We start from the raw sequence: 26,313 nt of genomic DNA, 5'->3' as shown, positions 1-26,313 counted from the left end.
TAAATATGACGTTATCGAAAATTTTTGTGGGCTGCTTATTATCCGTTCTTGTTTTGACAGGGGTGAATCAAGCCGCATATGCTCAAGACAATACGGTCTATCGTATAGTCACATCAGATGGAAATGTTTACATAGGGACATTAGTGTCTGAAGATGGGGCAAAGATCGTTTTTAATGATAATAAGCTAGGGCAGATCACTATTCCAAGAGAGAGTATCAAGAGTATCAGGGAAGTGGAACCTGACCAGATCAAAGATGGTGAATATTGGTTCGATAATCCTCACGGTACCCGATACCTGTTCAGTACCAATGCTATTGGTCTTAGAAAGGGTGAAGGCTATTATCAAAACACCTGGATCTTATTCAATAATGTGAATTATGGTCTTACAAATAACTTTTCAATGGGAGCCGGACTGGTGCCTGTTTTTTTATTTGGCAGTAATGCGACTCCTATTTGGTTGATCCCAAAAGTTTCAATTCCTCTAGCTAAAGATAATCTTCATTTGGCAGCGGGAGGGATGTTTGGCGGTGTTGTCGGTGGGGGTGAAAGCTTTGGATTAGGATTAGCATTTGGAGCTATTACAATTGGGGATCTGAATAATAACTTTACTCTGGGTATGGGTTTCGGTTATGGAGATGGTGAGTGGTCGGATGTCCCATTATTCAATTTCAGCGGTATGACAAGATTGAACCGTACCGTATACCTGATCACAGAGAATTATCTAATATCTGTTGGGGGTGAAACAGCAGGATTTCTCTCAGCAGCGATTCGTTGGGCACCTGAAAGTTTTGCGGTCGATTTTGGATTATTCCGTCCATACGTTGTAGGGGAAAGTATAGGAGGCGGTTTTATTGGTGTGCCATGGCTTGGTGTTACCATTCCATTTGGCCGATAGGAAACCATTTTGACCACTATTGATGGTCAACTAAATTTATATACACGGTATGTCAAGACTGTAGAAGTGGAAGTTAATTTTCTTAAATAACCTTATAAAGAACCTTATCTTATTTCCAATTTCATGATCCTGCCAAATGACCCCAATATGGGTTTTTATGTTGGTGCTGATCAACCTTTACGAAGTAATAGAAAATTTAATACCCAGCGATCGTATGCAGGAAAATAAAATACCTGATTTCCATAAAATTAAGGTTCTTATCATTGGTAAGGTTTGGCCTGAACCGGATTCCTCCGCGGCTGGGACTCGCATGATGGAGCTTATCGAGTTCTTTAGTGTGCATGGGGCAGAGATCACCTTTGCTTCAGCTGCTTCTGAGAGTATATTTGCGGCTGATTTGAAGTCAGAAGGAATCGAGACAGTACAGATAAGATTGAATCATGAATCTTTTGACGCATTTATATCTGATCTGGAACCGGACCTGGTTTTATTCGATCGGTTTATGACCGAGGAGCAATTTGGTTGGAGAGTGGCTGAGAAGTGTCCGGATGCTATCAGAATTCTTGATACGGAAGACCTTCATTGTCTCAGAAGGGCACGGCAGGAAGCGTGGAAAGGTCAGGTGGATTTCAAAGAATCAGATGTAATGAATGATATTGCCAAAAGAGAGATAGCAAGTATTTTTCGCTGTGACCTTTCCCTGGTGATATCATCTTATGAAATGCAGTTACTTAAAGATGTATTTGGGGTGAATGAATCCCTTATCATGCATCTTCCGTTCATGTTAAACCCGGTTAGGGAAAATGATGTAAAGCAATGGAAGCCATATAATAAACGTCAACACTTTATTACCATTGGAAACTTTCTACACGAGCCAAACTGGAATGCGGTGCAATATTTGAAGGAGGAGATCTGGCCACTTATACGAAAAGAACTTCCGAAAACTGAGCTGCACATTTACGGTGCCTATGCTTCAGAGAAAGTTGAGCAACTTCAGAATATAAAACAGGGTTTCGTGGTCAAAGGCAGGGCTGAATCGGCAAAAGAAGTGGTTGGTAAAGCAAGAGTGCTGTTAGCCCCAATCAGATTTGGAGCCGGACTAAAGGGAAAGTTGATCGAAGCTATGCAATGCGGGACTCCCAGTGTAACCACCACCGTTGGTGCGGAAGCCATGAGTGGTAGTTTGTCTTGGCCGGGAGCCATTGAAGATGATCCGGAGTTATTTGCCAAGGCAGCAGTCCGGATCTATGAAGATCCTGATGATTGGAAGGTGGCCCGGGACCAGGGACCTGTAATTATCAACAGATTGTATTCAAAAGAACAACTTGGCTCAAGATTAAAAAATCGATTAGAGAGCCTGTTTGATAATTTACAAATCCATCGCCAGCAAAACTTTATAGGAACTATATTACATCATCATACGGCGGCAAGTACCCGGTATTTGAGCAAATGGATCGAAGCTAAGAATGCATGATGTTTCACTCAATAAAAGGTGAGGTATATACAAATCAGTACAGCTCATATTCCAGTAAACGGGCATCAATGGTTGAATTGTAAAACTCCATTCTCTGGTTGGTTCTGAGTCCGATCTTCTTAGCCAGGTCAAAGTTTCCGGTAAACACATAACCCCAATAACCGGTAGCTTCTTGTTTAAAGAAATCACCGATTCCTTCATACGTTGGCTCCAGATCTTTTTCATTTCCAATTCGGTCACCATAGGGTGGATTAAGCATGATCACACCGGTATTATCTGATGGGATCTTTGTCTCCGTAAAATCACATTTACTGATCTCGATATGATGATCCAGTCCTGCAGTTCGGGCATTTTTGCGAGTCGCGTTAACGGCTCTTATATCATGGTCAGTTGCAATGATCCTGCCTTTGAATGATTTTTCTGTTTTGTTGTTCAGATCTGACCGAAGATCATTCCACCTTGTCTCATCAAAGCCCAGGATGTGTTTAATGCCATAATTAGGGCGCAGCAATCCGGGTGCTTTATTCAATGCCTGTAAGGCTGCTTCTATAGCAATTGTCCCACTTCCACACATTGGATTGATGAAATGCTGACCCGGTTTCCATTTACTGGCCATGATGAGAGCGGCTGCCAGTGTTTCCTGCATAGGTGCTACGCTTGTTTCCGTACGGTAACCACGACGTGATATAGATTCTCCGGATGTATCTAAGTAGATCTGGGCACGGTCATTCTTCCAGAATACAAAGATCACCGTTTTGTTGAGGTTTGATCCTGAATCCGGTCTGACCCCGGTTTTTTTACGGATTCTATCAACAATTGCATCTTTGACCTTCAAATTTGCAAATTGAGTATTGGTTACTGTTTTATTTTTTATGAAGGAGGTGACACTGACATACCCATGCTTATCGATGTATTCTTCCCAGGGGGTCTTGATAAGCTCATTGTAAAGCTCTTCAGCATTTTGTGGCCTGCAATCCTTTAACCTGTAGTGCACCCGGTGAGCGGTTCTGAGGCTAAGGTTTAACAGCATGCAATCATTGAGGGTGCCTTCGGTCTCAATACCTGCCAGTCTTTCTTTAGTTATAGGAAAACCAAGTTCCTGTAGTTCATTTTTAAGAAAAGGAGTGATCCGTTTCGGGCAGGTTATGGAAATAGTACTTTTGGAGTCAAAATCGGCCATTATGATAAAAGCGTAAGTTTCAGAAATAAAAAATGGAGTTCCTCTTTTGAAGAACTCCATGTTAAATTGGATTATTGAATGATCAGTTTACGATCTCAACCAATTCGATATCAAATACCAGGTCCTTACCTGCAAGGGGGTGGTTAGCATCAATAGTGATGTTTTCCTCTTCCACATTAGTGATCTGAACAGGTACAGGCTGTCCGTTAGGTTGATTTAATTGCAGCTGCATGCCAACTTCAGGTTCAATATCTTCAGGAAGCTGATTGCGCTCAATTGACAATTCAAGGTCTTCTCTGCGCTCGCCGTATGCGTCGCCTGATTCAATGGTTGCTGTGGTCTTATCTCCAACTTCAAGACCTACTACAGCTTTTTCAAAACCTGGGATCAATTTTCCTTCCCCAAGTGTAACTTCCAGCGGATCTCTGGATTCAGAGGTATCAAATACAGATCCGTCTTCTAATTTTCCAGTGTAGTGAACTTTTACGGTGTCACCGTCTTTTACTTTAGACAAAATAACTATTGTTTTAATTGTGAATATATTGTGCTGACAAATATACGTAAAATTCGAGACAGATGAGGATCGTAAACACCTATAAACATGATCAGTGATAACAAAGAGATCAAAAACATTCTAAGACAAGCTAAAACCATAGCTATGATAGGATGTTCGCCAAATAAATTTAGAACCAGTAATTATGCGGCCAAATACCTCACGGAAAAAGGGTTTAGGGTGATCCCTGTGAATCCGGAAGCCGATAGGATTTATGGTGAACCATCCTATGATAGTATGGCTGACATCCCTCATGAGGTTGAGATCGATATCGTAAATGTGTTCAGGAATTCGCGATACTCTGCTGAAGCGGTAAAAGAAGTGGCAGAATGGAAGAAAATGACCAAACAAAACCCAGTTATCTGGACTCAGCTGGATGTATCATCACCTGAAGCAGAACAAACAGCCGAGATGAATGAGCTTCCCTATATCAAAAACCGATGCATCATGGTAGAATGGGATCGAAACTTTAAATGATCACTTCATATTAACAAACTGCAGTGGTACACCCATATCTTTTGCTTTCAGGTGCTTTATAACCGCTTGTAACTCATCGATCTTCTTACCGGTAACTCGTACCTGATCGTCTTGTATTTGAGGCTGCACTTTCAGTTTCAGCCCTTTGATCTCTTTTGTGATCTTCTTAGCAGTGTCTTTATCGATGCCTTCTTTTAATAATACATCCATCTTTAAATGCCCTTGAGATGTTCCCTGTGGTTCATTGAAATCCAATACTTTAGGACTGATATTTCTTTTGATAAAATTCTTAATGAGCATATCCTTAACGGCTTCCAGTTTCATGCTTTCGGCAGCTACTAAATGGATCCGGTTCTCTTTTTTATGAAACTCAACTTCAGTGTGTAAGCCCCTGAAATCGTAACGGGTACTGATCTCTTTCAGAGTATTATTAATTGCATTATCTACTTCCTGTACATCAACTTTATTTACGATATCAAAAGAGGCCATTGGGTATTCAATATTTAATTAATTAAAAATAGGGGTGTATGTATTAAAATACTGGAACTCAAAAGATCACCGTCTTCACTTTATTGTAATTCAATCAAGCTCTTTATATTCATCAAATTCGTCATTTTCGAGTTTTTCAGCAATCTTTTTAGATAATGTTTTTTCCACAAAAAGTTCATCCTCTTCAGGAACCATGGTTTTAAAACTTTTTATCGCACCATTATGCTTGTACTCGATCTCTATCACACCTTCTGTAAACCATGAATAGGAAATGAAGTGGTCCCATTCGATCTTGCGGTCAAGTAGGATCAATCCTTTATCTCTGAATTCAGGAACTAAACGAATGGTAAGTCCATAAAGCCCAACCGCAATAATGGAAAGGCCTGAAGTGACTCGAATGGGAGTTATTGGAAGGTCAGATAGAATTGAGCTTCGTTGAACCCCGAACAGGATCACACCAAGAGCGATCACATTAGGTAGAATATCAGTCCAGAAAGAACGGTTTACATACAAGATCTTACCGGAGTTCTTTTTTTGATTGTACTGTTGTATGGCAGCTCCAAAGAAAAATCCAAAGAGAGAAGCATACACATTCGCCATACTAAATCCGGCAACTGCTTCAGGAAAATATCCTATCCTGTGTAACCACTGTAATAGCAGGAATAGTATTAGTGTAAGAAGAAGTGAGATTGACAAACGCCTTACCGTGATCTGATCAATATGCAAAAGACGGGAATGTCCCAGGTAAAGGCTGGTGAGTGATACTATAAATGTCGAAACAACTATCCAGAGCATTGGTTAATTTTGGCGTAGTTAAAATTCAATTAGATGTTGATCAATGGATGAAGGTATAAGACCGACAGGTATCGAAGTTAGTAATAAAGATCAGGTTCTGGAAATTACATGGAATGATGGTCAGGTTTCAAGTTATCCTTTATATGGTTTAAGGGTAAATTGTCCCTGCGTGATGTGCAGAGGGGGGCATGGCAAGATGGGAGATTTTGAACCGGAGGCCTTTTTTGAAGAGACCCCTCCAAGAATTGAGATCCGGAATATTGAGCAGGTGGGGAATCATGCGATCAAGATAACATGGGGTGATGGCCATAATTCAGGGATGTATCAGTGGAAAACACTAAGATGGCTTGATCCGGCCAATCATACCGGGTGATATCCTTTTTTACAAAACCCTGAAATTTAATTTAGATTCTATCTAAATAAAGCTTTAGTTTTGAATCGTTCTAAACAATGAAGGTAATTTTAACTAAAGCTTATACTATGAAATCTTTTCTTTATGCGATCATTGCATTTGCAATGTTCTTTGTTTCTTGTTCAAGCCAACAAGAGGTTAATGTTTATTCTGCACGACACTATGATACTGATCAGGCCTTATATTCTCAGTTTACTGAAGAAACCGGTATTGCGGTTAACCTGATCGAAGGCGGATCAGATGAACTTATTGAACGTGTTAAGAGTGAAGGGCTTAATTCTCCTGCCGATATATTGATCACAGTTGATGCGGGACGATTATGGAGAGCTGAAGAAGCTGATATTCTTCAGTCTTTTGAATCAGAAACTCTTGAAGAACGCGTTCCATCTTCATTCAGGCATCCGGACGGGCTTTGGATCGGATTGTCGAAAAGAGTTCGTGGCCTGGTCGTGAATCCTGATGCAGTGGAGAATTATGAAGAACTGACCTATGAGGATCTGGCTGACCCAAGATTTGAAGGAAGAGTTTGTATCCGTTCGTCCAATAACATCTATAATCAATCATTGGTAGCCTCTATGGTTGAAACGATCGGTGCAGAAGCCACTGAGGAATGGGCCAATGGATTGGTTGCAAATATGGCACGTGAACCACAAGGCGGCGACCGAGATCAGATCCGTGCGGTAGCAGCAGGAGTTTGTGATGTTGCAGTTGCCAATCACTACTATCTGGCTGTTATGATAACAGGGGATGATGAGGCTGATAAAGAAGCCGCATCCAGGGTTCAGTTTGTATTCCCAAATCAGGGTGAAGACGGAAGAGGAGCTCATGTGAACATCAGTGGTGCCGGAATTCTGAAAAATGCACCAAATAAAGAAAACGCTATTCGTTTTCTTGAATACCTAACCACTACAGAAGCGCAAAAATATTTCATCAGTGGCAACAATGAATATCCGATCAATGACAATGCCGAGATCGCTCCGGTTCTTCAGCAATTTGGGGAATACAAAAGTGATGCTGTCAATGTATCTGCATTGGGAAGTAACAACCCTGAAGCTATCAGGATCATGGATCGCGCAGGCTGGAAGTAAATGACTTGATTAAATATTTTGATACTAAAGCTCCGGTGAGACTCATCGGGGCTTTTATTTTATAGCCTAATTATTGAGTCTGGAGACATTGAGATGAAACATTGAAGCTTTGCTGTTTGAGTGAGTTCGAATGATATCAGGACATCAGGAATAATGACGGTCAGCAATACATTTAGGTTATCTGAGCAATACTAAATGCGCGAATCTTCTCCCAAAATTTTGGGATCAGAATGCACCTTACAGAAGCAAGAAGGTAAGTGTACCTTAAATGTTAGAAGGGTTTATTCTGTTTCTGACTTTCTGGAACGTGCTATGGTTCGGCTGATAATGATCACCGGAATAATTCCAACCAGGACGATCATTAATGCAGCCCCGGCAGATTCCGCAAGTCTTTCATCCGACGCGTAGCGATATACCTGTACAGCCAGAGTATCAAAGTTAAATGGGCGAACGATCAGGGTAGCAGGCAACTCCTTCATCACGTCTACAAATACAAGGAGAGCAGCTGTAAGCAAGCCGCCTGACATCATAGGGATATGGATCTTTCTCAGGACCTTGGAGAAGCGAAAACCTAACCCTCGGGCGGCTTCATCCATATTAGGCGTGATCTTTTCCATGCTGGCTTCCACACCACCGTATGAAACTGATAGAAACCGAACCAGGTAGGCAAAGATCATGGCAAAGATGGTACCACTCAGCAGTAATCCGGTTGAGAATCCAAACTGTTCCCTAAAGAAACCATCAATCGTATTATCAAAAAGGCCAAAGGGAATAAGTACACCTACCGCGATCACTGAGCCAGGAATAGCATAACCGAGAGAACTTATCCGGTTGAAGATCTTTACGTATCTGTTTGGATTTAATCTGGCCGAATACGCCATTAACAAAGCGAGCAGAACTGCCAGGAAACCGGTTATGGCTGAGACAGTAAACGAATTCAATGCAAGTTCAATGAATTTAAAGTCAAGTACCTCGAGGTTCGAGAAAAACATTTCCAATAACAGGATCACCGGAATCACAAAACCAATGAGTACAGGAATAAAACACACTATAAAGGCCAAAGCTGACCTCATTCCTTTTAACTCAAACCGGTTCAGTCGTTTAAAGCGTGTAGAATTTGCTTTCTCGTTGCTGATCTTATTTCGAGACCATCGTTCAAGAATGAGAAGTACCACTATGAATGCCAGCAAAAATGCAGCTAGTTGAGCTGCCGCAGGTCGTTCTCCCAGTCCAAACCAGGTTCGGTAAATTCCGGTGGTAAAGGTCTGAACTCCAAAATATTGTACGGTCCCGAAATCATTCAGCGTTTCCATCAAAGCCAGTGCCAATCCGGCCGCAATACCGGGACGTGCTACCGGCAGGGCTACTTTAAAGAAGCTTTGCCATGTTGAGTATCCCATGATCCGGCTGGCTTCGAGCAAGGTCGTGGATTGTTCGAGAAATGATGACCTCGCCAGCATATATACATAAGGGTAGAAGGCAAGAGACATGATGAGTATAGCCCCCTCAACTGAACGAATATTTGGGAACCAGTATTCATCAATACCCAGACCAAATATATTTCGGATCATATTTTGGAGGGGGCCGGTTATATCCAGGAAATCGGTATAGATATATGCAAGCAGGTAAGCAGGGATGGCAAAGGGCAGGATGGAAGCCCATTCGAAGATACGGCGACCAGGAAATTCTGTCATTGTGATCAGCCAGGCAGTTGAAACACCTATGAGGATTACACCGGTGGAAACTCCGAGGATCAGAAGCAGGGAGTTTCTGATATAATCGTCCAATACCGTAGAGGCCAGGTGTTCCCAGACTTCCCCGGCTGAGGTGAATACGGAAAAAACGACCGTTAAAATTGGAATTGATATGAGAAGGGCCACTCCAAGGCTCAGATAGGTCCACTTTCTGGATCGATTCTCAGGTCGATTATTGTCGGGTCTCAAATTTTGAATAGTTGTATGCAGCGCTTTTAGCATGCCGAAAGATAAGCTTATATCAATTCAAAATTTATGAGATGTTAAACTCATTTTTTAATACTGATTGAGCTGCATGGAAACCCGACATTCCGTGAACACCACCACCGGGTGGGGTCGATGATGAGCAAATATATAAACCATTGGCAGGTATCTTATATGGATCCCATTTTAAGGTCGGCCTCCCAAATAGCTGGGTCACCGTTTGTGCCCCACCATTAATGTCTCCGCCTATATAGTTAAAATTATATTGCTCCATTTCCATTGCATGCATCGTATGCTTACTGATGATGATATCTTTGAATCCCGGAGCATAACGTTCTATTTGATCCTCAATGACCTTTGTCATGTCCTGCTCTGAACCGTTTGGTACGTGACAGTAAGCCCATAAAGTGTGTTTGCCTTCAGGTGCTCTTGATGGGTCACAAACAGATGGCTGAGAGACCAAAACATAGGGATTTTCAGGGTGTTCTCCATCCCAGACAGCCTGTTCGGCTTTTGATATATCAAGAAAGGTTCCTCCTAAATGCAGTGTTCCTGCTTTGCGTGCTTCTTCATTGGTCCAGGGAACAGCTTCAGATAAAGCCCAATCCAGTTTAAAGGTTCCGGGACCGTATTTATAATTTCTGAGCTTGTTCAGGTAACTTTTAGGAAGCTCATTTTCAGCAATTCGGGCGATCTGATGAGGAGTAAGGTCGAATAAGATGACTTTAGAGGTAGGGAGATCGGAAAGTGTTTTAATTCTGTATCCAGTTTTGATCTCACCGCCCAAAGACCTAAACAATTTTGCCATGGCATTGGTTATAGATGCTGAGCCGCCTTTAGCCACGGGCCAGCCCACTGAATGAGCAGAGGCTCCAAGCACGATCCCGAAAGATGCGGTGAAAGAACGCGTGAGCGGAACAATACTGTGAGCAGCACAACCCGTAAAAAGGGCACGTGCTTTTTCAGTTTTAAATAATGAGTTACACAAAAGTTTAGCTGAAAACATCCCATACCATCCAAATTTTGCCATAAGCAACGGATGTTTCGGAATACGTAAGGTGCCAAAGATATCCTGAGATAAATAATCCCAGTCATTTACAAATTCATTGTACAGTTTGATATAGGCTTCTTTATCAACCCCTAGTCTTTCAGCCGTTTTATTAAGATCCTGATAAGCTAAACCGGCCTCTCCATCATCGAGAGGATGTGCGTAAGCCACTTCAGGTTGAATGAATTCAAGTCCAAATTTATCGAGATCTAACGTACTTAAAAAAGGAGAACCGGCAGCAGTGGGATGAACTGCTGAACACACATCATGCAAAAATCCGGGTTCGGTCAGTTCCATGGTCCGCGTACCACCGCCAATGGTATCCTTGGCTTCAAGGACCAGCACCTTCAATCCTTCCTGCGACAACCGTATGGCCGCGCTTAGCCCGTTGGGACCTGAGCCAATGATGACTGCATCATAATCCTGGTTTGGTTCACTCATAAAGTTAAGTTACCTGCTAAGTGCTTCTGCGGTTTTAATAGCATTATATGCGTTTATGATCCCACCGGTTGAAGATAACTCTGAAAAAGAAACGGCACTCATGTCTCCCGGTCTGTAAACAGTCAGATTAATTTTAGTTACGGTATCTAACAGGATACCCCTGATCTGTGTGGTTGTTAATTCCGGGTAATATGACATCATTAGGGCAGCAATACCTGATACAACCGGAGCTGCCATACTGGTTCCGCTGTTAACTTCATAATCATTGTCAGGATATGTGGAATAAACATCAACACCGGGGGCAAATAGGTCAACGGTGTTTTTGCCATAGTTACTGAAACCGGCAACAAGGGTAGAGTCTGTTTTCCAGGAGGTGGCTCCAACGCTCAGAAAATTCGCAGCCTGGCCACCATCCTCATAGAAACGGGAGGGGTATGAGTCGATCTTATCAACGTTTTCACTGCCATTTCCGGCTCCTGAAATCAAAAGGACTCCTTGTTCATCAGCAAACTTAATTGCCGCATCCACATATTCTTTTTCTGGAGAATATCCTTTGCCAAAACTCATATTGATGACCTTAGCTCCATTCTCAGTGGCATAACGAATGGCATTAGCCACATCCTTATCACGCTCATCACCATCAGGGACGGTTCTGACGATCATAAGCTCAATATAGTCCGCTACACCCTGAGCACCCTGGTTGTTATTACGAATGGCTCCAACGATCCCGGCTACATGTGTACCATGATCACTTCTGGGACCTTTTACATCATTATTGCCGTAGTATCGATCACTCAGGTCATCATAATCATCGCCTACGATATGGCGCGGGTCAAAATCCGGATTTAGGCCATATTCATTTAAGTCATTCAGTTGCTGGTTATATTCATCCAGGTCTTCAATATCTTTCTCAGTGGCTCCATTTGCCCTAAGACTGCTGATGATCTGTTTAGCCTGAAATGTTTGTTGGTCTTCATTACCTGTTATTTGCAGGCTGTCCTGGGAAATATCATCGATACTTCTGATTCCAAGGGCCCGTTTTGCAAACTGTATGGCCATTCTGATCTGTGAGATCTGCTGAAGTTCCTGTGTATTTCTGTTGACCCGGGTTTGATAAGCCTCTTTGATGTCCAGAAAATATTGGTAATCGTCCATTTTATCAGAAGTGATGTCAGAGGGATCCTTGCCTTCAAACTCATCTCTCATTTCAGAATAAAGTCGTGTGACCTCATAGGTATCTTTATCCACATGGCTTCCATCCGGACCGCCAATGAAATTCCAACCATGGATATCATCAACATACCCATTCTTGTCGTCATCCTTATTATTACCAGGGATCTCATCCTCATTCACCCAGATCTTATCAGCAAGATCCTCATGTTCAATATCAGTTCCGGAGTCAATGATCGCAACGATCACTTTCTGTTTTGGAGATCTGCCGGATAGAATGTCAGTGTAAGCTTGTTCAACACCGGTTCCTGTATAGTATTCATTTCCGGCAGGAGTGAGGTGCCATGTTTCACTTGGTGATTCAGCTGTAGGTTTGAATGTGTTGATGACGGTGCTACTGACCGAACCTGATCTACTGCTATCATTGGTCACATTTTTGGAACTGCTGCAGCTCACTGTCAGGAATAGAACTGCCATTACATAAAATGCCCTGTATAATTTGTTCATAATAATTAGCTGATAATTTGAATTAGTTGGAACTCTTGATCTTGATCAATATAACGTCTAGTAAAAGGGTAATACCAATTATCACAGAAATAACAAGTAAGCTGGCAATTGGTTCCCAGATAATAAGCCCACCGAAAGTACCTAAAACTGCACCTAAATACTGAATATACTGAAGCTGGTCGTTACTGGCATTCTTTATGAGGGTTTCCAGCTTTTTCTCATCGTACTGTCTTAGATTATCCTCGACCAATGCCTGAACATCAAGCTGATTTATAAGCTTATATAACATCCTGGTAACCAATTCTTCGATCACTGAACCATTTTCATCCAGCTTTTCGGGTAGCTCATCCAGAAAAGTATCCATCTTATTGAGGCTGTTTTCTATACCGGTCGGCAGTTTGAGGAGGGCACTTTCAACCAGGTCCTGCATTTCCTGACCTTTAAAAAAACTGTAGGCTTTAAGTGCTACTTTCTCAAACGATTTTTCATCCACCGCCTCATCAATCTGTTCGATCAGTTTCTTTGCGATATTGGACCTGACCTCCGGATCGGCGATCATTTCATCCACATAGCCTACTACGATCTGCTTCAGGTTGAACCGAAAATCAGGATCATCTATGATCTTTTTGATGTAGACGGTCGCCTTCTCTCGGTATTTAGCTATAGCCTGCGATTCATGGATCTTTTGCTTGATGATCTCAGGGTTGATCAGGTCTTCGGAAACCGCCCGTGCCAGCCGGTAAGCAATGCGGTCTTTTTGAGCCGGGATCAAACCCTGACCGAGCACCGGACGCCTGTGTGTGGGCCGGAATAGCATCGTAATGGCGATCCAGTTGGTCAGAAATCCGATCAAACCACTGATACTGATTATCCTCAATATACCCTCAAAATTGAAGGTATGATGAAAGATCACAGCTTCATATCCGCTAAAATCCCAATAGAATGAGAATATGAAGATCCCAAGGAGGAGATAAGGGATCCCAAACAGAAGATTCAGTAACCAACGGTGTTCCGAGGTCTTTCTGGGAGGGACATCACGTTGATCTGAAGGCAGGTCCCTGGCACTGTGTTTATCTATCTGTTTATGCAACAAATCCCAAAGCTGCATTCCAAAAGCCTTGGTTTGATCCTTGATGATATTTGGTTTGTTCTCAGTGCTCATTCACTTTTTTGGAGTGATGTACGATAAATCAACTCATTTGTTCTTATCGATCCGGCTCAGATATTTATCCTCCAGGCCGGTCATTTCATTTTTTTCTTCTTTTGTTTGATCATCATACCCGATCAGGTGCAGAAGTCCGTGAATAAATATTCTCCTGAATTCTCGCTCGGCAGGTTCATTGAACTCACCGGCTTGTTCCATAATGCGAGGGGCACAACAAAAGAGGGTGCCTTCGATCTCATTTGTTGTTTCCGGACCCTCGTCATACCTGAAAGAAATAATATCTGTTACGTAATCTCTGTCAAGATGCTCTTTATTGATCCGAATGATCTCGTCTTCATCCACATAAACCAGCTCAACAAAATTGTAACTAACTTCTTCCTGGTCCTCGATCAAAGATAGGACCTGCTGGGCGGTCTCTAGTTCTAGTGGAATGTTGACCGAACTCTCGTTGAATATCTGCAGAGACGGTTCACTCATAGTTAGAATTAGTGAGTTTAGAATGAAAAGTCATCATCCATAGACTCTGTGAGTGATAATGCGATACCGCACATCATGAGATCTTCGGGAAGTTGGGTGAAATCACCGCTTAGAATGGCTTGATCAACGTTGGCATATAAACTGCATCCGGCTGTTTTCTCAACTATAAGTCCGGAGGTTTTTTCACCGGATCTTCCAAAGAAGGTAACCTGTTGCAACATTTCGCTGGCTACGAATGCAGTACAGTTATGCAACTGAAGAAAGGTATTGTAGGCGTAAACGGATACCATATTCATGGTTTCACCGTCAACCTGAAGTCCAAGATGGATCTCGAGTGCAAGTTTACGAGGGTCGTCCTCATTTTTAACCTCAAAACGGAATACATCATTGCCTAGTGGTTTTGGAGAAGTTCCAAGAACCTTGGCGATCTCATCGATGTTCTCTTTTGTAAATTTGTGGATCATAACTGCTTATTAGTATGCTTTTAATATAATATACCGCGGTAAATAATTAAACAGGTACTATTTACTGTTAAATGCCTAAACCATAACGGCCGATCTCTGACTCACTTTCCTCTTTACTGGCCGGCATGGCAGGGAAATCAGGCCCCATCAGAGTGTCAACTTCCAGGGCTAACTGCTCAGCCTTTTCATTTTCTCCGGCCATATAATAGGCGTATTGAACAAGCGTCAGCGATTGTCTGACCGTTCGTACCTGGGTCAGGTATTGCTGGGCATCTTCATTCAATTGATTCAATTCGGTTCGTATCTCGCGCTGTCGGCTTATATTGCCCTGACTTCTCGCGCTTTCAAATTCATTTCGTAATTCGTTGAATTTTGTTTCAACCTCAACAAAATTATCTAAGCTTGAATTAAGATCATTCAGCAGGGGATCATCAGCTGTATCAGCTAATCTGGCTGCATCCTCGCCCAAACCAACTTGAGCATACCGAACGGAGTACAGGAGTTTAATGGATTCATTGGTCTCATCCGGCCTGAATGGGATCTTGTCCTCACCCCATTTAAGCCAGTAACCGGCACTGTCGGGTTTGCCTTTTTCCATGAATTTCATGGCTAAGGACATGAAATTAAACCGATAATTACTCATCATCCGCCTGATATTCTCATCCAAATACACGTCAGGGTTATTCCACTCACGGAACTGGAAATTATTGAGGCGATCAATGAAGATATCTGTGTCAATATACCCATCCTGACCGGCACCGAAATTCTTTGGTACCACACGATAGGCTTTACCTTCGGTCCTGAAATAGTCCTGCAGGTTGAGCTGGCTTTGTGTGGAGACCGTATTTGCAAAGTAAACCGGCCTGAGCCAGTTATTGGTCTTTAAAATATCCAGAATCAGGTGATCCTGTGTTTGGAGGTAATAGATCCGGTTGCCCTGTTGATCCTGACCATAAAGGCGGCCATCCAGCTGCCAGGTCATCACGTCATCAAGAGAGTCTACCGGCATCTCAAAATCAATGCCTTTTCTCAACACCTGAAGCGAGGTATCCTGTGGTACACCAATGGATTCCTTATAGTTTCTGTCATCAGAGAACGCTTGTTTCAGCATCTCTTTGTTGACCGGAATTTGGATCTGTTGCGGTTGCCACTGGGAAAGACCCGATGTGACCTGTTCGACCTGTTCATCCGTCAATGAAATAGGCAGGGGAGCAGATTCATGTGACCACTGATCCCGTAACTGCTTGATATACCAGTCAGTATTCAGCAGGCTCAGGCAAACGATACGTACATCGGTTCTGACACCTTCAACTTCCTGCAAATACCAGAGAGGGAAGGTATCGTTGTCTCCATTGGTAAATATGATAGAGTTAGGGGCTGTAGATTCAAGGAGATTTCTTGCATAATCGGGAGCCACGTACCTTCCACTTCGGTCATGATCGTCCCAGTTCTGGTACCCCATCCAAACGGGTGAAGCCAGCATCGTAAGCATAAGGACACCAACACCGGCCCATCGGTTTTTCAATGAATTGCCAACCATTTCGATCAATCCGGTCACCCCCAAACCGATCCAAATGGAAAAGGCAAAAAAGGATCCCACATAAGCATAGTCCCTCTCCCGGGGTTGATAGGGGGTTTGATTCAGGAACACAATAATGGCAAGCCCGGTGACAATGAATAAAGCCAGGACGGCAAAAGCCCGTTTCCAATCCGAATTAAAGTGGTAGATCATCCCAAATAGACCGATCAGAAAGGGTATGAAGAAATAAGCATTACTTGCCTTATTGCTGGGGTAAGCCGGGGCACTGAATCCTGATTGCCAACCGGCATCCTGAATATCAGCCGAACGACCAATAAAGTTCCAGTTGAAGTAACGGATATACATGTGATTCACCTGATAATCCCAGAAGAAATCCCAGTCAGAACTGTAACGGGAGTAGTAATCGATATGATTTGGGGCAGGGGAGTATCGGCGCGGGAATAACTTCTCGGCATCTCTGGTGATCTGCTGAGTGTTATCGTCAAAATAATTGCCTTTCAGAATAGGAGTTGCCCCATACTGCTCACGCTTAAGATAACTGATGAAGGCCTCAGTGGTTTCAGGATCATTCTCATCAATGGGAGGATCGGCAATAGACCGGATCATGATAACCGAGTAAGAAGAAAAACCGATCAGGATCATGGCATAACTGATGGCAATGATATTTGCCAGGTGCATTTTCTTGATATGCGTGTAGTAGATCGCAAAGGCCACAACCACCATGATCAGGAATATAAAAGTGATAGGACCGATCAAACCGTAAGTGGCTTCATCCACACCATTGGCAATAGTTGGAATATTCTGGATGGTGAATGGATAGATAGCAAAGAAAGAGACCACAGATATGGCTCCCATGATCAGGAACGATTTCCATTCAAAATCATAAAGCTTGAAGTACACGATCAGGGCCACAAAGAACAAGGCCAGCAGGTTCAGCAGGTGAACTCCGATAGCCAATCCAAACATGTAGGCGATCAATACCAGCCAGCGTTCATTATAGTCCTTGTCATAGTTTTCCGCCCATTTGAGAGCCAGCCACACTACAATAGCCGTAAAAAACATGGACAGGGCATAAACTTCCGCTTCAACCGCATTGAACCAGAAGGTATCGGTCACAGCGAAGGTCATGGCTCCTACAAACGCGCCGCCATACATTCCCAGCTGATCAAAGAAATTCATTGCATCAGGTTCGCCTTTCCATTCGCGTACCAGGCGTACGATGATGAGATAAAGCAGCATGATGGTCAAGGCAGATGAAAGGGCACTGATAAAATTGATACTCACAGCCACATAAGCCGTAGGCATGAACATGGAAAAGACCCTGCCCAACAGGGAGTAAAAAGGGGCTCCCGGAGGGTGATTGACCTGAAGGCCGTGGCCAACCGCTATAAACTCACCGGCATCCCAAAAACTCGCAGTGGGAGCCAGCGTTAGTGTATAGATGATCAGAGAGGCGAAGAATGCTAAAAGTGCTAAATACTTGTTCGTTGTCTTGTGATCTGAAAACATAAAAAAAGGTTAACGGCTCAAAAAGGTTTTGGAATATTGTTGAATACACTTTATGATTGGCTCGCAATGATAAGCACAGCCTCATATTAATCAAAATAAGATACAGAAGATTTTAAACTTCTCGCAGCCAAAACGAGATGAATAGCTTTTGTATTGTAATTGAAAATTAAATCCTATGTCAGAACCAACCAAAGAACGTTTTTCCTCGAAACTGGGAATGATACTTAGTGTGCTCGGTATTGCCGTTGGAACCGGTAATATCTGGCGGTTCCCCCGAATTGCCGCTCAAAATGGTGGGGAAGAGGGAGCCGGAGCCTTCCTGTTTGCCTGGGTTTGCTTTCTTTTGTTGTGGTCAATTCCACTCATCATCGCTGAATATGGAATGGGAAGAAATGGGCGAAAGGGCGTTGTTGGTTCTTTCGTGGCTCTTATTGGCGAAAAGCGCGGATGGCTGGGTGGCTTTGTTGGCTTTGTAGCTACGGCCATTATGTTCTACTATAGTGTGGTGGCCAGCTGGTGTTTATACTACCTGATCACTTCCATCACATCGGCCCTGCCCGGCGACCTCCAGCAGGCCAACGCCATATGGGAGGGATTTCAGGGATCTAATTGGCCCTTGATAGGTCATGCCTTAGTCATGGGCGTAGGTGGTTTCATCGTCATAAAAGGTATTTCTTCAATTGAAAAGGTAAATAAAGTGCTTATACCATCCCTACTATTGGTGTTGGTGATCTCACTGTTCAAGGCACTTTCACTGGAAGGCAGTGGCCTTGGGGTCGAATATTTATTTACGCCTGATTGGTCAACCCTGAAAAAACCGGGTATCTGGCTGGAAGCTTTGACACAAAATGCATGGGATACCGGTGCGGCATGGGGTTTGATTCTGACCTATGCGGCCTATATGCGTAAAAGTGATGATGTGACCGTCAGTGCTTTTCAAACGGGTATTGGTAATAACATAGTCTCACTGGTTGCAGCTATTATCATTTTCTCTACTGTTTTCGGAACCTTAAGTCCAACGATGGGCAGCGGTGAGATCCTTGAAGTCATGCAGACCTCAGGACCTGCTTCTACCGGTTTGACCTTTATATGGATGCCACAGCTGTTTGCCACCATGGGAGGCGGGGGGATCTTTGCCATCCTGTTCTTCCTGGGACTTACCTTCGCTGCTTTCAGTTCACTGATCTCTATGATCGAACTGGCTGTTAAGGTATTCGTGGATATGGGTGCTGTAAGAAAAAGAGCGACTATTGTGATTTGCCTGGCCGGATTTGGTTTCGGGATGCCATCAGCACTCAACCTGGACTTCTTTGCTAATCAGGATTTTGTATGGGGTGTGGGACTCATGGTTTCCGGTGCTCTGATATCCTATGCGGTCATCAAGTATGGAACCACCAGGTTCCGTGAAGAGCTGATCAATACAGAAGAGCGTTCTGCCACATTAGGAAAGTGGTGGGAGATCATCATCAAATATGTGGTGCCTGTTGAGGTTGTGACGCTGCTTGGATGGTGGATGTACCTTTCTGCCGCAGAATATGCCCCTGATACCTGGTACAACCCTTTAAGCCCATTTTCAGTGATGACCGTGGTCGTACAGTGGGGTATTGCCCTCGCATTGGTATGGTTCTTCCGTAAGCGACTGATGAAAAGCGATTCGGGAGGAAAGATCCAGAAGAGTGATGGTAAGAGTGCAGGTACTGCAAATGCTAAAGGGGAGTGACTCCTCAGAGTCGTAGATAAAGGTGTTTTCAGATCTGAATGGAATTAGCATAGATATAAGGAACATACCGGAAGCAATGTTTTGAATCCTTTTGCAGTGGAGCGATAATAACCTTAGACCGAACCTCTCTTGAAAGAAATGGTCTTGTTGCCTGTATGATCGGATCATCAGAACTGCACCCGATAATGATGGTTTGAAATCCCTTTTCACGATATTCACGGTAAATATATCTCAGAAGGGATTCCAGGATCTCGGGGTCTCGGTTCAATACGGCATGTTCGGCAATTGTAATATCTTTAAAGGCTTCTCCGGATCCCGGAAGTTGAGGGCTGCCGGTCAATCGTGCCACAAGATTATAAAGCTGCCGAAGTAACTTCATTTTATTACCATTGTACCTGATACGGTTCTTCTTAAAGGAGGTCATATTCCATGCCAGGCAAAGTCCCACGACCTTGTCATCCCGGGTGGCTAGGTAGTAATCTTCAATATTGACACCCGGCCTGATTTCCAACTCGTTGAGAAATACCTCTCTGTTTATTTCAGGGGATAGAAAATGCCTTTTGTGCTCATTTGATAGCAATTCGACGATCGTATCAACATCCGACAGGGTAGCTTTACGGATCAGGTACCTGTCATTCAGTGCAACCGGTTTGAGTGTAAAGATAGTTGACATGGATATGGATCCCATCGGTTTTGAGCTCAGCTGTCCCATATTGGCCAGTCTTTTGGCTGACCTGTTACCTTCCATGACATAGGCATACAGATATTTTACATCCGGCCGATCTTGCACAATTTGTACGACCCTTTCAGTAAGTTTTTTCAGGAAGATATGCCCCGTCCCTCTTTCGGTGACGTGCATATTTCCCAGGTAAATCACATCTGTTATAGTACCCTTGATATTTCTTTTTTGGTAGGTGGCAATGGCAAACCCGATCAGCTTTTCACCGTTAAAGAAACCCAGTGGTCTGTAGAAATATGACGTGATCCTTGGTATGGTAAAGATATCAGGCGACCGGTCGAAATGAATGTTCAGATTACCGGCTCTTACGGGTGATTGGCGGCACATTTCAAGGAGCCTATCATTCCATGAAGTCGAAAGCACCTCCACATGATACCCTGAAAGATCTTTCGTTTCCTGGGTTATGTTTTTATTTTTATTCATGAGATCAGAAACTGAAAGGGATCAATCGATAAAATGGAAAACGATCTTCTGCTAAGAGGATCTGTCCGGCCTCTTTATCGAAACCCAGAGTATCTGCCAGGTCAGGATCCGTAACCTTCGCAGAATGGATGTAGCGGATCAGCCCCCGGGAATCAGGTCCGGCTCGTTGGGCTATCAACTGCAATAGCTCCGTAAAATCCTCTGCCGTCAGCCAGTCACTGACATTGGATAGGGCAAACTTGTTATAGTAGCCTGTTTCGGATGCAAGCATACACTCCGTCACAGACTTTTCAGTAAAACGGAGTCGTTCTGATACTTCCCGTAAGCGTGATCTGCCATCCGGTTGCAAATAATCGGGGAGGGATGCTTCGAATAACACACGATTGAACAATACAAATTGCAGCATCCAGTTTTCTCTCACCGGTGTATTGGTGCAGAAGTTTCTGAATTGTTCATAGAATTGAAGTGCCAGTGGTTGATCTTTCCAGTGGATCAATCCCTGTTCAGATATACCTCTCTTTTTATAGAATTTTGGGTGAAACATGATCTTAAACAGGTTTTTCAATAGCCCCGCTCTCAATACATTATCGAAATAGCTTTTTTGTTCCTCAATGGTGTTGGTTTCGAAGAGGCCGGTCAGTTTTTTATGGCCTCCCAGCAGTAAGCGGCCCAATGGAGAGAATCGGCGCATATAGGTCTCATATTTTCCTAGATTGACCGGTCCATATTTAAAGATGGACTTGTGCTCATTCCAGAATTTGATCTCAGCAACTGAAATTCCGGGTTTGACCTTTTGAAACCATGCTTCTCTTTCTGATGTTCCAGCCGGCATAAACCCCAAAAAGCGGGCGGCTTCATCAGTCTCCAAATGAATAGCGGCACTTAACTTGAGCCGTGTCAGGTGAAGCTGTGAGATGGCTATATCAGAAGCAACGATCTTGACCGATCCGGGGCTGTTTACCAACAACTCCAGGGGAATCTCACCTGCACTGGCAATACAAAGGACCCGGTCATTTTCTTTAAGATCCAGGGCTCTCAGTTCACTCCTTGTATCATCCTGTGATACCCCGAAATCGTATATGTAGCTTTTATCAAACATCTTATTTCCCGAGGTAATGGTCTTTTAGTTTCTCTTTTAAAGATATTGGAATGAATTGCATCATATCATTTTGATCAGCCTCATTATTGATAATTGACCGATAAAAAAACTTGCAGTAAATGCCCAGTAATTGACTAATTCAGCCGATAAATGCTTAATTAAAATTTCCATACAGCTTTCAGACCCGGTGTTTTGTTCTCTGGAAAATAGGTTGGAGAGATGGCGAGCCGTTTCACATGAGAATCGACACGCCTTTTGACGCTAAAAACGTCAACTAAATTGTGAATCATCGTGGTAACCGTGCCAAATACCATGATCATCACTGCAACATCAAATTCACTGCCAGTATCATCGTTGAATAATCCCCAATTGCAATCACCGAGGGAACAGATCAAAAATACAGAGCTAATGGATCCTCCCATAATCAAGGACCTCATTCCGGCATATCTTAAACCGAGCCCGGGTTCATCCATATAAACATAACCTGAAGTAGGGCCAAGTATTAGCCCTCCTAGTATCAAAAATATTCCGGCCGGTTCTTTTACTGCTATCCCGGTCATGATCGGAATAACCGATCCAGCTAATGCTATCGTACTTGCAGTCGCAGCTGATTTAGATGGGATTGTACTGACTTCCTGAGCTGATAAATTAATGTTAATGATAAATTGGAAAATCATTAAAACCATGATCGCCTTTACAATGCGTATTGCTGCTTGATATGATCTGCTCGTACCGCTGATATTTACGATATTCATGAGGAAATTCCATTTTTAATAGTAATGGACCGGATATCAGATTTCCATTAGGTTCGTTTTAACCTACTTTTTTTTATAAATAGATCATGTAGTTAAAAGTTGATCATTCAGGACAGAAAAAACCCTGCAGGATTAAATATTTGATAAGTATAAATCTGAATGGGGTATGACTTTCTTGCTCTCTACTTTCAAACCCATGAATTTCTGCTCCACCTGCTCCACCTGCTCCACCTGCTTCAGAAAGAGTAAGGATTTCTGCCCGATCCTTTAATCCGTTCTGACGATCTCAATCCCTTCATTTGACAACCAGTGGAGTGTACCTGTCTGCTGATCCCGGATCTTTAGCCCAACACTAACCTTTGAACCGGTTTCCCAGGTCGGACCTTCCCTTGATACTATATCAAGCCGCCCAGGATCGCTTTGATGATGCCTGACCTCAAGATCACCGGGACGCCAGATCTCACTTCCTTTGACCACATATTGCTGTATAACCTCTATGGAGCTATCGATAGGACCTTCATCTGTTCGAATCAGGGTATTTTTTAAGATCAGTTGTATTGGTGGATCCACGATCGGCATAAAATCTCTCCAGGTGTATGATTCGATCCTATATTCAACTTCTCCGATCGTAGTTGAAGAGGAGGACGATCGTATCTGGGATGCAATTTCCTGATCCTGTATAATTTCCCCGTTTTTTGGTGGTATAGGTTCAAATGAGGCGCTGCTGACACAACCTGCCACTGCAAATATGATCATGGGTAATATTAGAATAGAAGCTCTCATGACATTGGATATTTATTAAAACTACATTTATTAACTTGTCACATAAGAAGTAATAATTCAAGTTGTCCTTAGAATAATATAGAAACGGATATAATATTATATTGCAGTGTAATATATTTCCTATTGATCATTATAAGAGATCAGACCTGACCCTGCTTGGTAAAGAAATTACGGATGATGAGGGAGATCCGTGGCAGTAGAAGGGTATCCGTGTCTTTGATGGTACAATAACATTCCTTTCTTCCATCAGATGATACATGGTTTATACCTTTCCGTTCCTCCATGCTGAAAAGACTCCATATTGTTCTTAATGAAATAAATGAAAGCCGGTGGCGATCAGCCGACCGGCTTTCAGGTATTAATGATTCTCACTGATGTTATAAAACATAGTTTTTAAATGTTTACACAAACATTGGTGCCTGGTACACAGACTCTGACCGATCGGTTCTGCCAGTCAGTTTGAACATTCAGGTTTCCGCTGTGAACCGTAATAGTATTACCCAATGCACCGGTATAGGTGAGTGAACCATTCGCTGTTAACGATATTCCATTTTGGGTTAACCTGGTTGTAATACTACCTCTAACTGATGCTGATACTCCTAAATAGGTTGCACCTCTGACAAAGTTATTGGAACCGGTAAAAACATAACCGCTTTGATTAACTGTGCCCGTAACCCGAGCATTCAGGTTATTGTTAAGCCTAATGTTAAATGCTGCAGTTACCCCTGAATTTGTGCTTGCTGTAACGGTCGAATTTGTTACAGGAAAATTTAGGCCGTAAAAAGTTAGTGCACTGGCCATACTGCCGGTCAGATTCATAGCACTTTGAGTTATCGATCCACTGACGTTAGTTGTTCTGAGATTGTAGGGTAATGTGAGTGTGCCGTTCAGTGAAGTTCCGGAGTTGCTCAAAGTCACGTTACCATTTGCCATAGGCAATTCAACGGCATTGAATGTGAGATCTTCATTCACAGCACCGGCAAGATAGATATGCTCATTTGTGATTTCACCTTCTGCCATTCGGGATCCCAAATAGGGTATTTCGTATGATCCATCCAAAAATACACCCGAATTGCTGTCGATCCATAAACTGCCATTGGCAACCGGGATTTCAAGCGCCCCAAACGTCAAAGTTCTGTCGACTTCACCTTCGAACAGGAATTGATTCTGACTGATAATGCCTGTCACCTGATTGTACCCGACAAAGGGGATCTGAGTCTCACCATACAGTTCCAGTATGCGGTTCGGATCTGTAGATACAGTCATCTCAAAATCACGTGTGGGCAAATTTAATCCGGTGTTAATGGCTAGCTGTGATCCCTGGCTTAACATTCCACTCATCGTTAAGCCTTCGGTCGATACCTGTCCGTTAACACGGGCTTCTCCGATACTGAAAGGAAGAATGATCTGACCATACACCGTAGCCCCCGAATCGCTGGATATACTCATGAACAGTTCTCTGTTAGTAAGGATGACATCATTTGCCAGCGTGATATCCCGTTCAACCAGTGTGGATAGGGAGTACCCATCACCCGAAAACATACCTTCCAGTGCATTTTCCAGTGTTATCGGGCCTACATTAAATCCGGTTCGTGCGAAGAAATTGAACCCATTCTTGTCAATTTTGAAATGGCTGTCACTCAGATCAATTTCACCATAGGTTGGAACGATGATCTGCTGTGCCTGCTCTATGAAAAGTGATGCTTCATCGAGATTGTCGGGTACATCCAGATAGATATATCCATTTATATCGGGTTGAGAAACAAGATACTGTTGAATATCAGGACCGAAGATATCGAAGACTATCGGTTTTTGGATACCGCCACCAAGTTTGAAACTGCCGGGTTGTTCAGGTAGGAACTCTTCCTGATAGAATCCATCGATAAGATCTATGTTGATATCTTCACTAAAAATATCTCTTCCAACAACGTCATTTACAGTAGGAAGAAGACCTGTCAGAATTAGGCCGATACCCTTTCCGCCAAAATCCATGGAACCGGCGTATGATTGCCTTGCGGGGGCCTGTTCCAACTCATTAAGCCAATCGAGTACGCTGTCAATATTTCCGGATCCGTCAACGGATTCGATCAGGGGCGAATGAACATAAACTTCTCCGTTGAGACGCAATACATATGTTCCGGGAATCGGCACACCAGATAACCCAAGATACATATTTGCCTCTTTGCTCTCTATACCTTGAAAACCATACAATTCTTCAAACACCTCAGAATCTTCAATACCTGGTTCATATTCCGGTGTCAGAAAGGTTCCGGTATTGGATAATCCAAGAATCATATTGGGGGCTCCCGCGTAACCTGCCACATTCTGACCGAGTGCCTGTGCATTTTGCATCGCTTTTTGCCAGAATTTTTCAGCTACTTTGGTGGCGTCCTTGCCGGAGGGCTTCCAAAGCTGGAATTTCAGGAAGATAGCGGGATCTTCCAGGTCAATATAGATCTCGTTGAAATTGTGAATGATGCTATTTCCGATCCCCCTCAGTTCAAAGTCGCCGTCTTTGCTCTCGTCAAATACCCTGTACGTGATGTAAAACCTGTCGGGGTTAAGCGGTACCTGAGTATTGAACTCTTCCAGGAATTCACTTCCCTTTTTGTAAAGAATGTGCGATTCGATTTTTTCCCATGCGAAATCTTTAAGAATCTCCTTATAAATCCCAATGTCAGGAAATTCGGGTAAACCGGTACCTGAAATTGAAATGATCACACCATTGGCATCAAGTTCTACTTCAAATTCACCTTCGCCAATTGAAAATTCGGCACCATTTCCATTAATACCTACTAGAGTACCTTCAAACCTGTAACCATTGTCGGTCTCAGTTACATCATCTGAAATTATTTTAAAATTATCAGATGGTGGAGGATCTATGGGTTCTGTGGGTTTCACGGGTTCATTTGGTTGATCGACATCAGGTCCTGTTGAGTTATCTCCACAAGAACTTAATGTTAGTAGTACGGCTAAAATGCCTGCAAGAAATAAGAGGTAGGAATAGTTTAGTTTTTTCATAATACCCGGATTTATTAGTTACCATTGATTTATCAGTTCCGGTTTGAGAACCCGAATCTGCAATGGCAAACTAATTTCCGAAGTCATTCATCGCTGTAACTCACGTTGCAAAGTGTAGTACTGTAGTTGC

General features: G+C 43.1%; 22 protein-coding genes. 6 read left to right on the top strand and 16 right to left on the bottom strand.

The window, feature by feature from the left end; genetic code table 11:
• Positions 1–5: 5 nt before the first annotated feature.
• Together AC13FX_RS14150 and AC13FX_RS14145 are read left to right on the top strand one after the other, a co-directional pair.
• A complete protein-coding gene (locus AC13FX_RS14150; protein ID WP_482881514.1) occupies positions 6–896 on the top strand; it encodes a hypothetical protein in 891 nt (296 codons plus the stop codon).
• 136 nt (positions 897–1,032) lie between these two features.
• The gene (locus AC13FX_RS14145; RefSeq protein ID WP_482881513.1) at positions 1,033–2,370 is read left to right on the top strand and encodes a glycosyltransferase; all 1,338 of its coding nucleotides are present in this window, start codon (positions 1,033–1,035) and stop codon (positions 2,368–2,370) included.
• A gap of 34 nt (positions 2,371–2,404) precedes the next feature.
• On the opposite strand, the gene AC13FX_RS14140 is transcribed toward AC13FX_RS14145, so the two are convergent.
• Positions 2,405–3,610 carry a THUMP domain-containing class I SAM-dependent RNA methyltransferase gene (locus tag AC13FX_RS14140; protein WP_482881512.1) on the bottom strand — a complete coding sequence of 402 codons (1,206 nt, stop codon included), beginning with the start codon at positions 3,608–3,610 and terminating at the stop codon, positions 2,405–2,407.
• A gap of 22 nt (positions 3,611–3,632) precedes the next feature.
• The gene (locus tag AC13FX_RS14135; protein WP_482881511.1) at positions 3,633–4,064 is read right to left on the bottom strand and encodes an FKBP-type peptidyl-prolyl cis-trans isomerase; all 432 of its coding nucleotides are present in this window, start codon (positions 4,062–4,064) and stop codon (positions 3,633–3,635) included.
• Between the two features lie 87 nt (positions 4,065–4,151).
• Here AC13FX_RS14135 and AC13FX_RS14130 point away from each other — a divergent pair, with 87 nt between their 5' ends.
• Positions 4,152–4,580, top strand: coding sequence for a CoA-binding protein (locus AC13FX_RS14130; RefSeq protein WP_482881510.1), 429 nt, complete (start codon positions 4,152–4,154; stop codon positions 4,578–4,580).
• On the opposite strand, the gene AC13FX_RS14125 is transcribed toward AC13FX_RS14130, so the two are convergent.
• Together AC13FX_RS14125 and AC13FX_RS14120 are read right to left on the bottom strand one after the other, a co-directional pair.
• Positions 4,581–5,069: a YajQ family cyclic di-GMP-binding protein gene (locus AC13FX_RS14125; protein ID WP_482881509.1), complete on the bottom strand. Its 489-nt coding sequence runs from the start codon at positions 5,067–5,069 to the stop codon at positions 4,581–4,583.
• A 90-nt stretch (positions 5,070–5,159) separates the two neighbouring features.
• Positions 5,160–5,864 (bottom strand): hypothetical protein, encoded by a 705-nt coding sequence (locus tag AC13FX_RS14120; RefSeq protein ID WP_482881508.1) that lies wholly within the window; start codon positions 5,862–5,864, stop codon positions 5,160–5,162.
• A 43-nt stretch (positions 5,865–5,907) separates the two neighbouring features.
• Here AC13FX_RS14120 and AC13FX_RS14115 point away from each other — a divergent pair, with 43 nt between their 5' ends.
• Positions 5,908–6,237 carry a DUF971 domain-containing protein gene (locus tag AC13FX_RS14115; RefSeq protein ID WP_482881507.1) on the top strand — a complete coding sequence of 110 codons (330 nt, stop codon included), beginning with the start codon at positions 5,908–5,910 and terminating at the stop codon, positions 6,235–6,237.
• A 107-nt stretch (positions 6,238–6,344) separates the two neighbouring features.
• Positions 6,345–7,364, top strand: coding sequence for a Fe(3+) ABC transporter substrate-binding protein (locus AC13FX_RS14110; protein ID WP_482881506.1), 1,020 nt, complete (start codon positions 6,345–6,347; stop codon positions 7,362–7,364).
• 281 nt (positions 7,365–7,645) lie between these two features.
• On the opposite strand, the gene AC13FX_RS14105 is transcribed toward AC13FX_RS14110, so the two are convergent.
• The 7 genes from AC13FX_RS14105 to AC13FX_RS14075 form a co-directional block, all read right to left on the bottom strand.
• Complete coding sequence (locus AC13FX_RS14105; RefSeq protein ID WP_482881505.1) at positions 7,646–9,340, bottom strand: ABC transporter permease; 1,695 nt, start codon at positions 9,338–9,340, stop codon at positions 7,646–7,648.
• Between the two features lie 31 nt (positions 9,341–9,371).
• Complete coding sequence (locus AC13FX_RS14100) at positions 9,372–10,811, bottom strand: phytoene desaturase family protein (RefSeq protein ID WP_482881504.1); 1,440 nt, start codon at positions 10,809–10,811, stop codon at positions 9,372–9,374.
• A gap of 9 nt (positions 10,812–10,820) precedes the next feature.
• Entirely contained in the window at positions 10,821–12,488 is a 1,668-nt protein-coding gene (locus AC13FX_RS14095; RefSeq protein WP_482881503.1) for a S8 family peptidase, read from the bottom strand.
• Between the two features lie 22 nt (positions 12,489–12,510).
• Complete coding sequence (locus AC13FX_RS14090) at positions 12,511–13,650, bottom strand: DUF445 domain-containing protein (protein WP_482881502.1); 1,140 nt, start codon at positions 13,648–13,650, stop codon at positions 12,511–12,513.
• 33 nt (positions 13,651–13,683) lie between these two features.
• Positions 13,684–14,130 (bottom strand): rRNA maturation RNase YbeY, encoded by a 447-nt coding sequence (gene ybeY, locus AC13FX_RS14085; RefSeq protein ID WP_482881501.1) that lies wholly within the window; start codon positions 14,128–14,130, stop codon positions 13,684–13,686.
• Positions 14,131–14,147: 17 nt separating this feature from the next.
• Positions 14,148–14,594: a hypothetical protein gene (locus AC13FX_RS14080; protein ID WP_482881500.1), complete on the bottom strand. Its 447-nt coding sequence runs from the start codon at positions 14,592–14,594 to the stop codon at positions 14,148–14,150.
• Between the two features lie 67 nt (positions 14,595–14,661).
• On the bottom strand, positions 14,662–17,643 hold the full coding sequence (locus tag AC13FX_RS14075; RefSeq protein WP_482881498.1) for a glycosyltransferase family 117 protein: 2,982 nt from the start codon (positions 17,641–17,643) through the stop codon (positions 14,662–14,664).
• A gap of 175 nt (positions 17,644–17,818) precedes the next feature.
• Here AC13FX_RS14075 and AC13FX_RS14070 point away from each other — a divergent pair, with 175 nt between their 5' ends.
• Positions 17,819–19,363 (top strand): sodium-dependent transporter, encoded by a 1,545-nt coding sequence (locus tag AC13FX_RS14070; RefSeq protein WP_482881497.1) that lies wholly within the window; start codon positions 17,819–17,821, stop codon positions 19,361–19,363.
• A 28-nt stretch (positions 19,364–19,391) separates the two neighbouring features.
• On the opposite strand, the gene AC13FX_RS14065 is transcribed toward AC13FX_RS14070, so the two are convergent.
• From AC13FX_RS14065 to AC13FX_RS14045, 5 genes are all read right to left on the bottom strand, one after another.
• A complete protein-coding gene (locus AC13FX_RS14065) occupies positions 19,392–20,525 on the bottom strand; it encodes a hypothetical protein (RefSeq protein ID WP_482881496.1) in 1,134 nt (377 codons plus the stop codon).
• A gap of 4 nt (positions 20,526–20,529) precedes the next feature.
• Positions 20,530–21,624, bottom strand: coding sequence for a DUF3419 family protein (locus tag AC13FX_RS14060; protein ID WP_482881494.1), 1,095 nt, complete (start codon positions 21,622–21,624; stop codon positions 20,530–20,532).
• Between the two features lie 158 nt (positions 21,625–21,782).
• Positions 21,783–22,379 carry a hypothetical protein gene (locus tag AC13FX_RS14055; RefSeq protein ID WP_482881493.1) on the bottom strand — a complete coding sequence of 199 codons (597 nt, stop codon included), beginning with the start codon at positions 22,377–22,379 and terminating at the stop codon, positions 21,783–21,785.
• Positions 22,380–22,646: 267 nt separating this feature from the next.
• Complete coding sequence (locus AC13FX_RS14050) at positions 22,647–23,162, bottom strand: hypothetical protein (RefSeq protein WP_482881491.1); 516 nt, start codon at positions 23,160–23,162, stop codon at positions 22,647–22,649.
• Between the two features lie 393 nt (positions 23,163–23,555).
• A complete protein-coding gene (locus tag AC13FX_RS14045; protein ID WP_482881489.1) occupies positions 23,556–26,183 on the bottom strand; it encodes an autotransporter outer membrane beta-barrel domain-containing protein in 2,628 nt (875 codons plus the stop codon).
• Positions 26,184–26,313 lie beyond the last annotated feature (130 nt).

Source organism: Gracilimonas sp. B-17, assembly GCF_056857935.1.
Note: the sequence above shows the minus strand (reverse complement) of the source record. Positions and strands in the feature narration are given on the sequence as shown.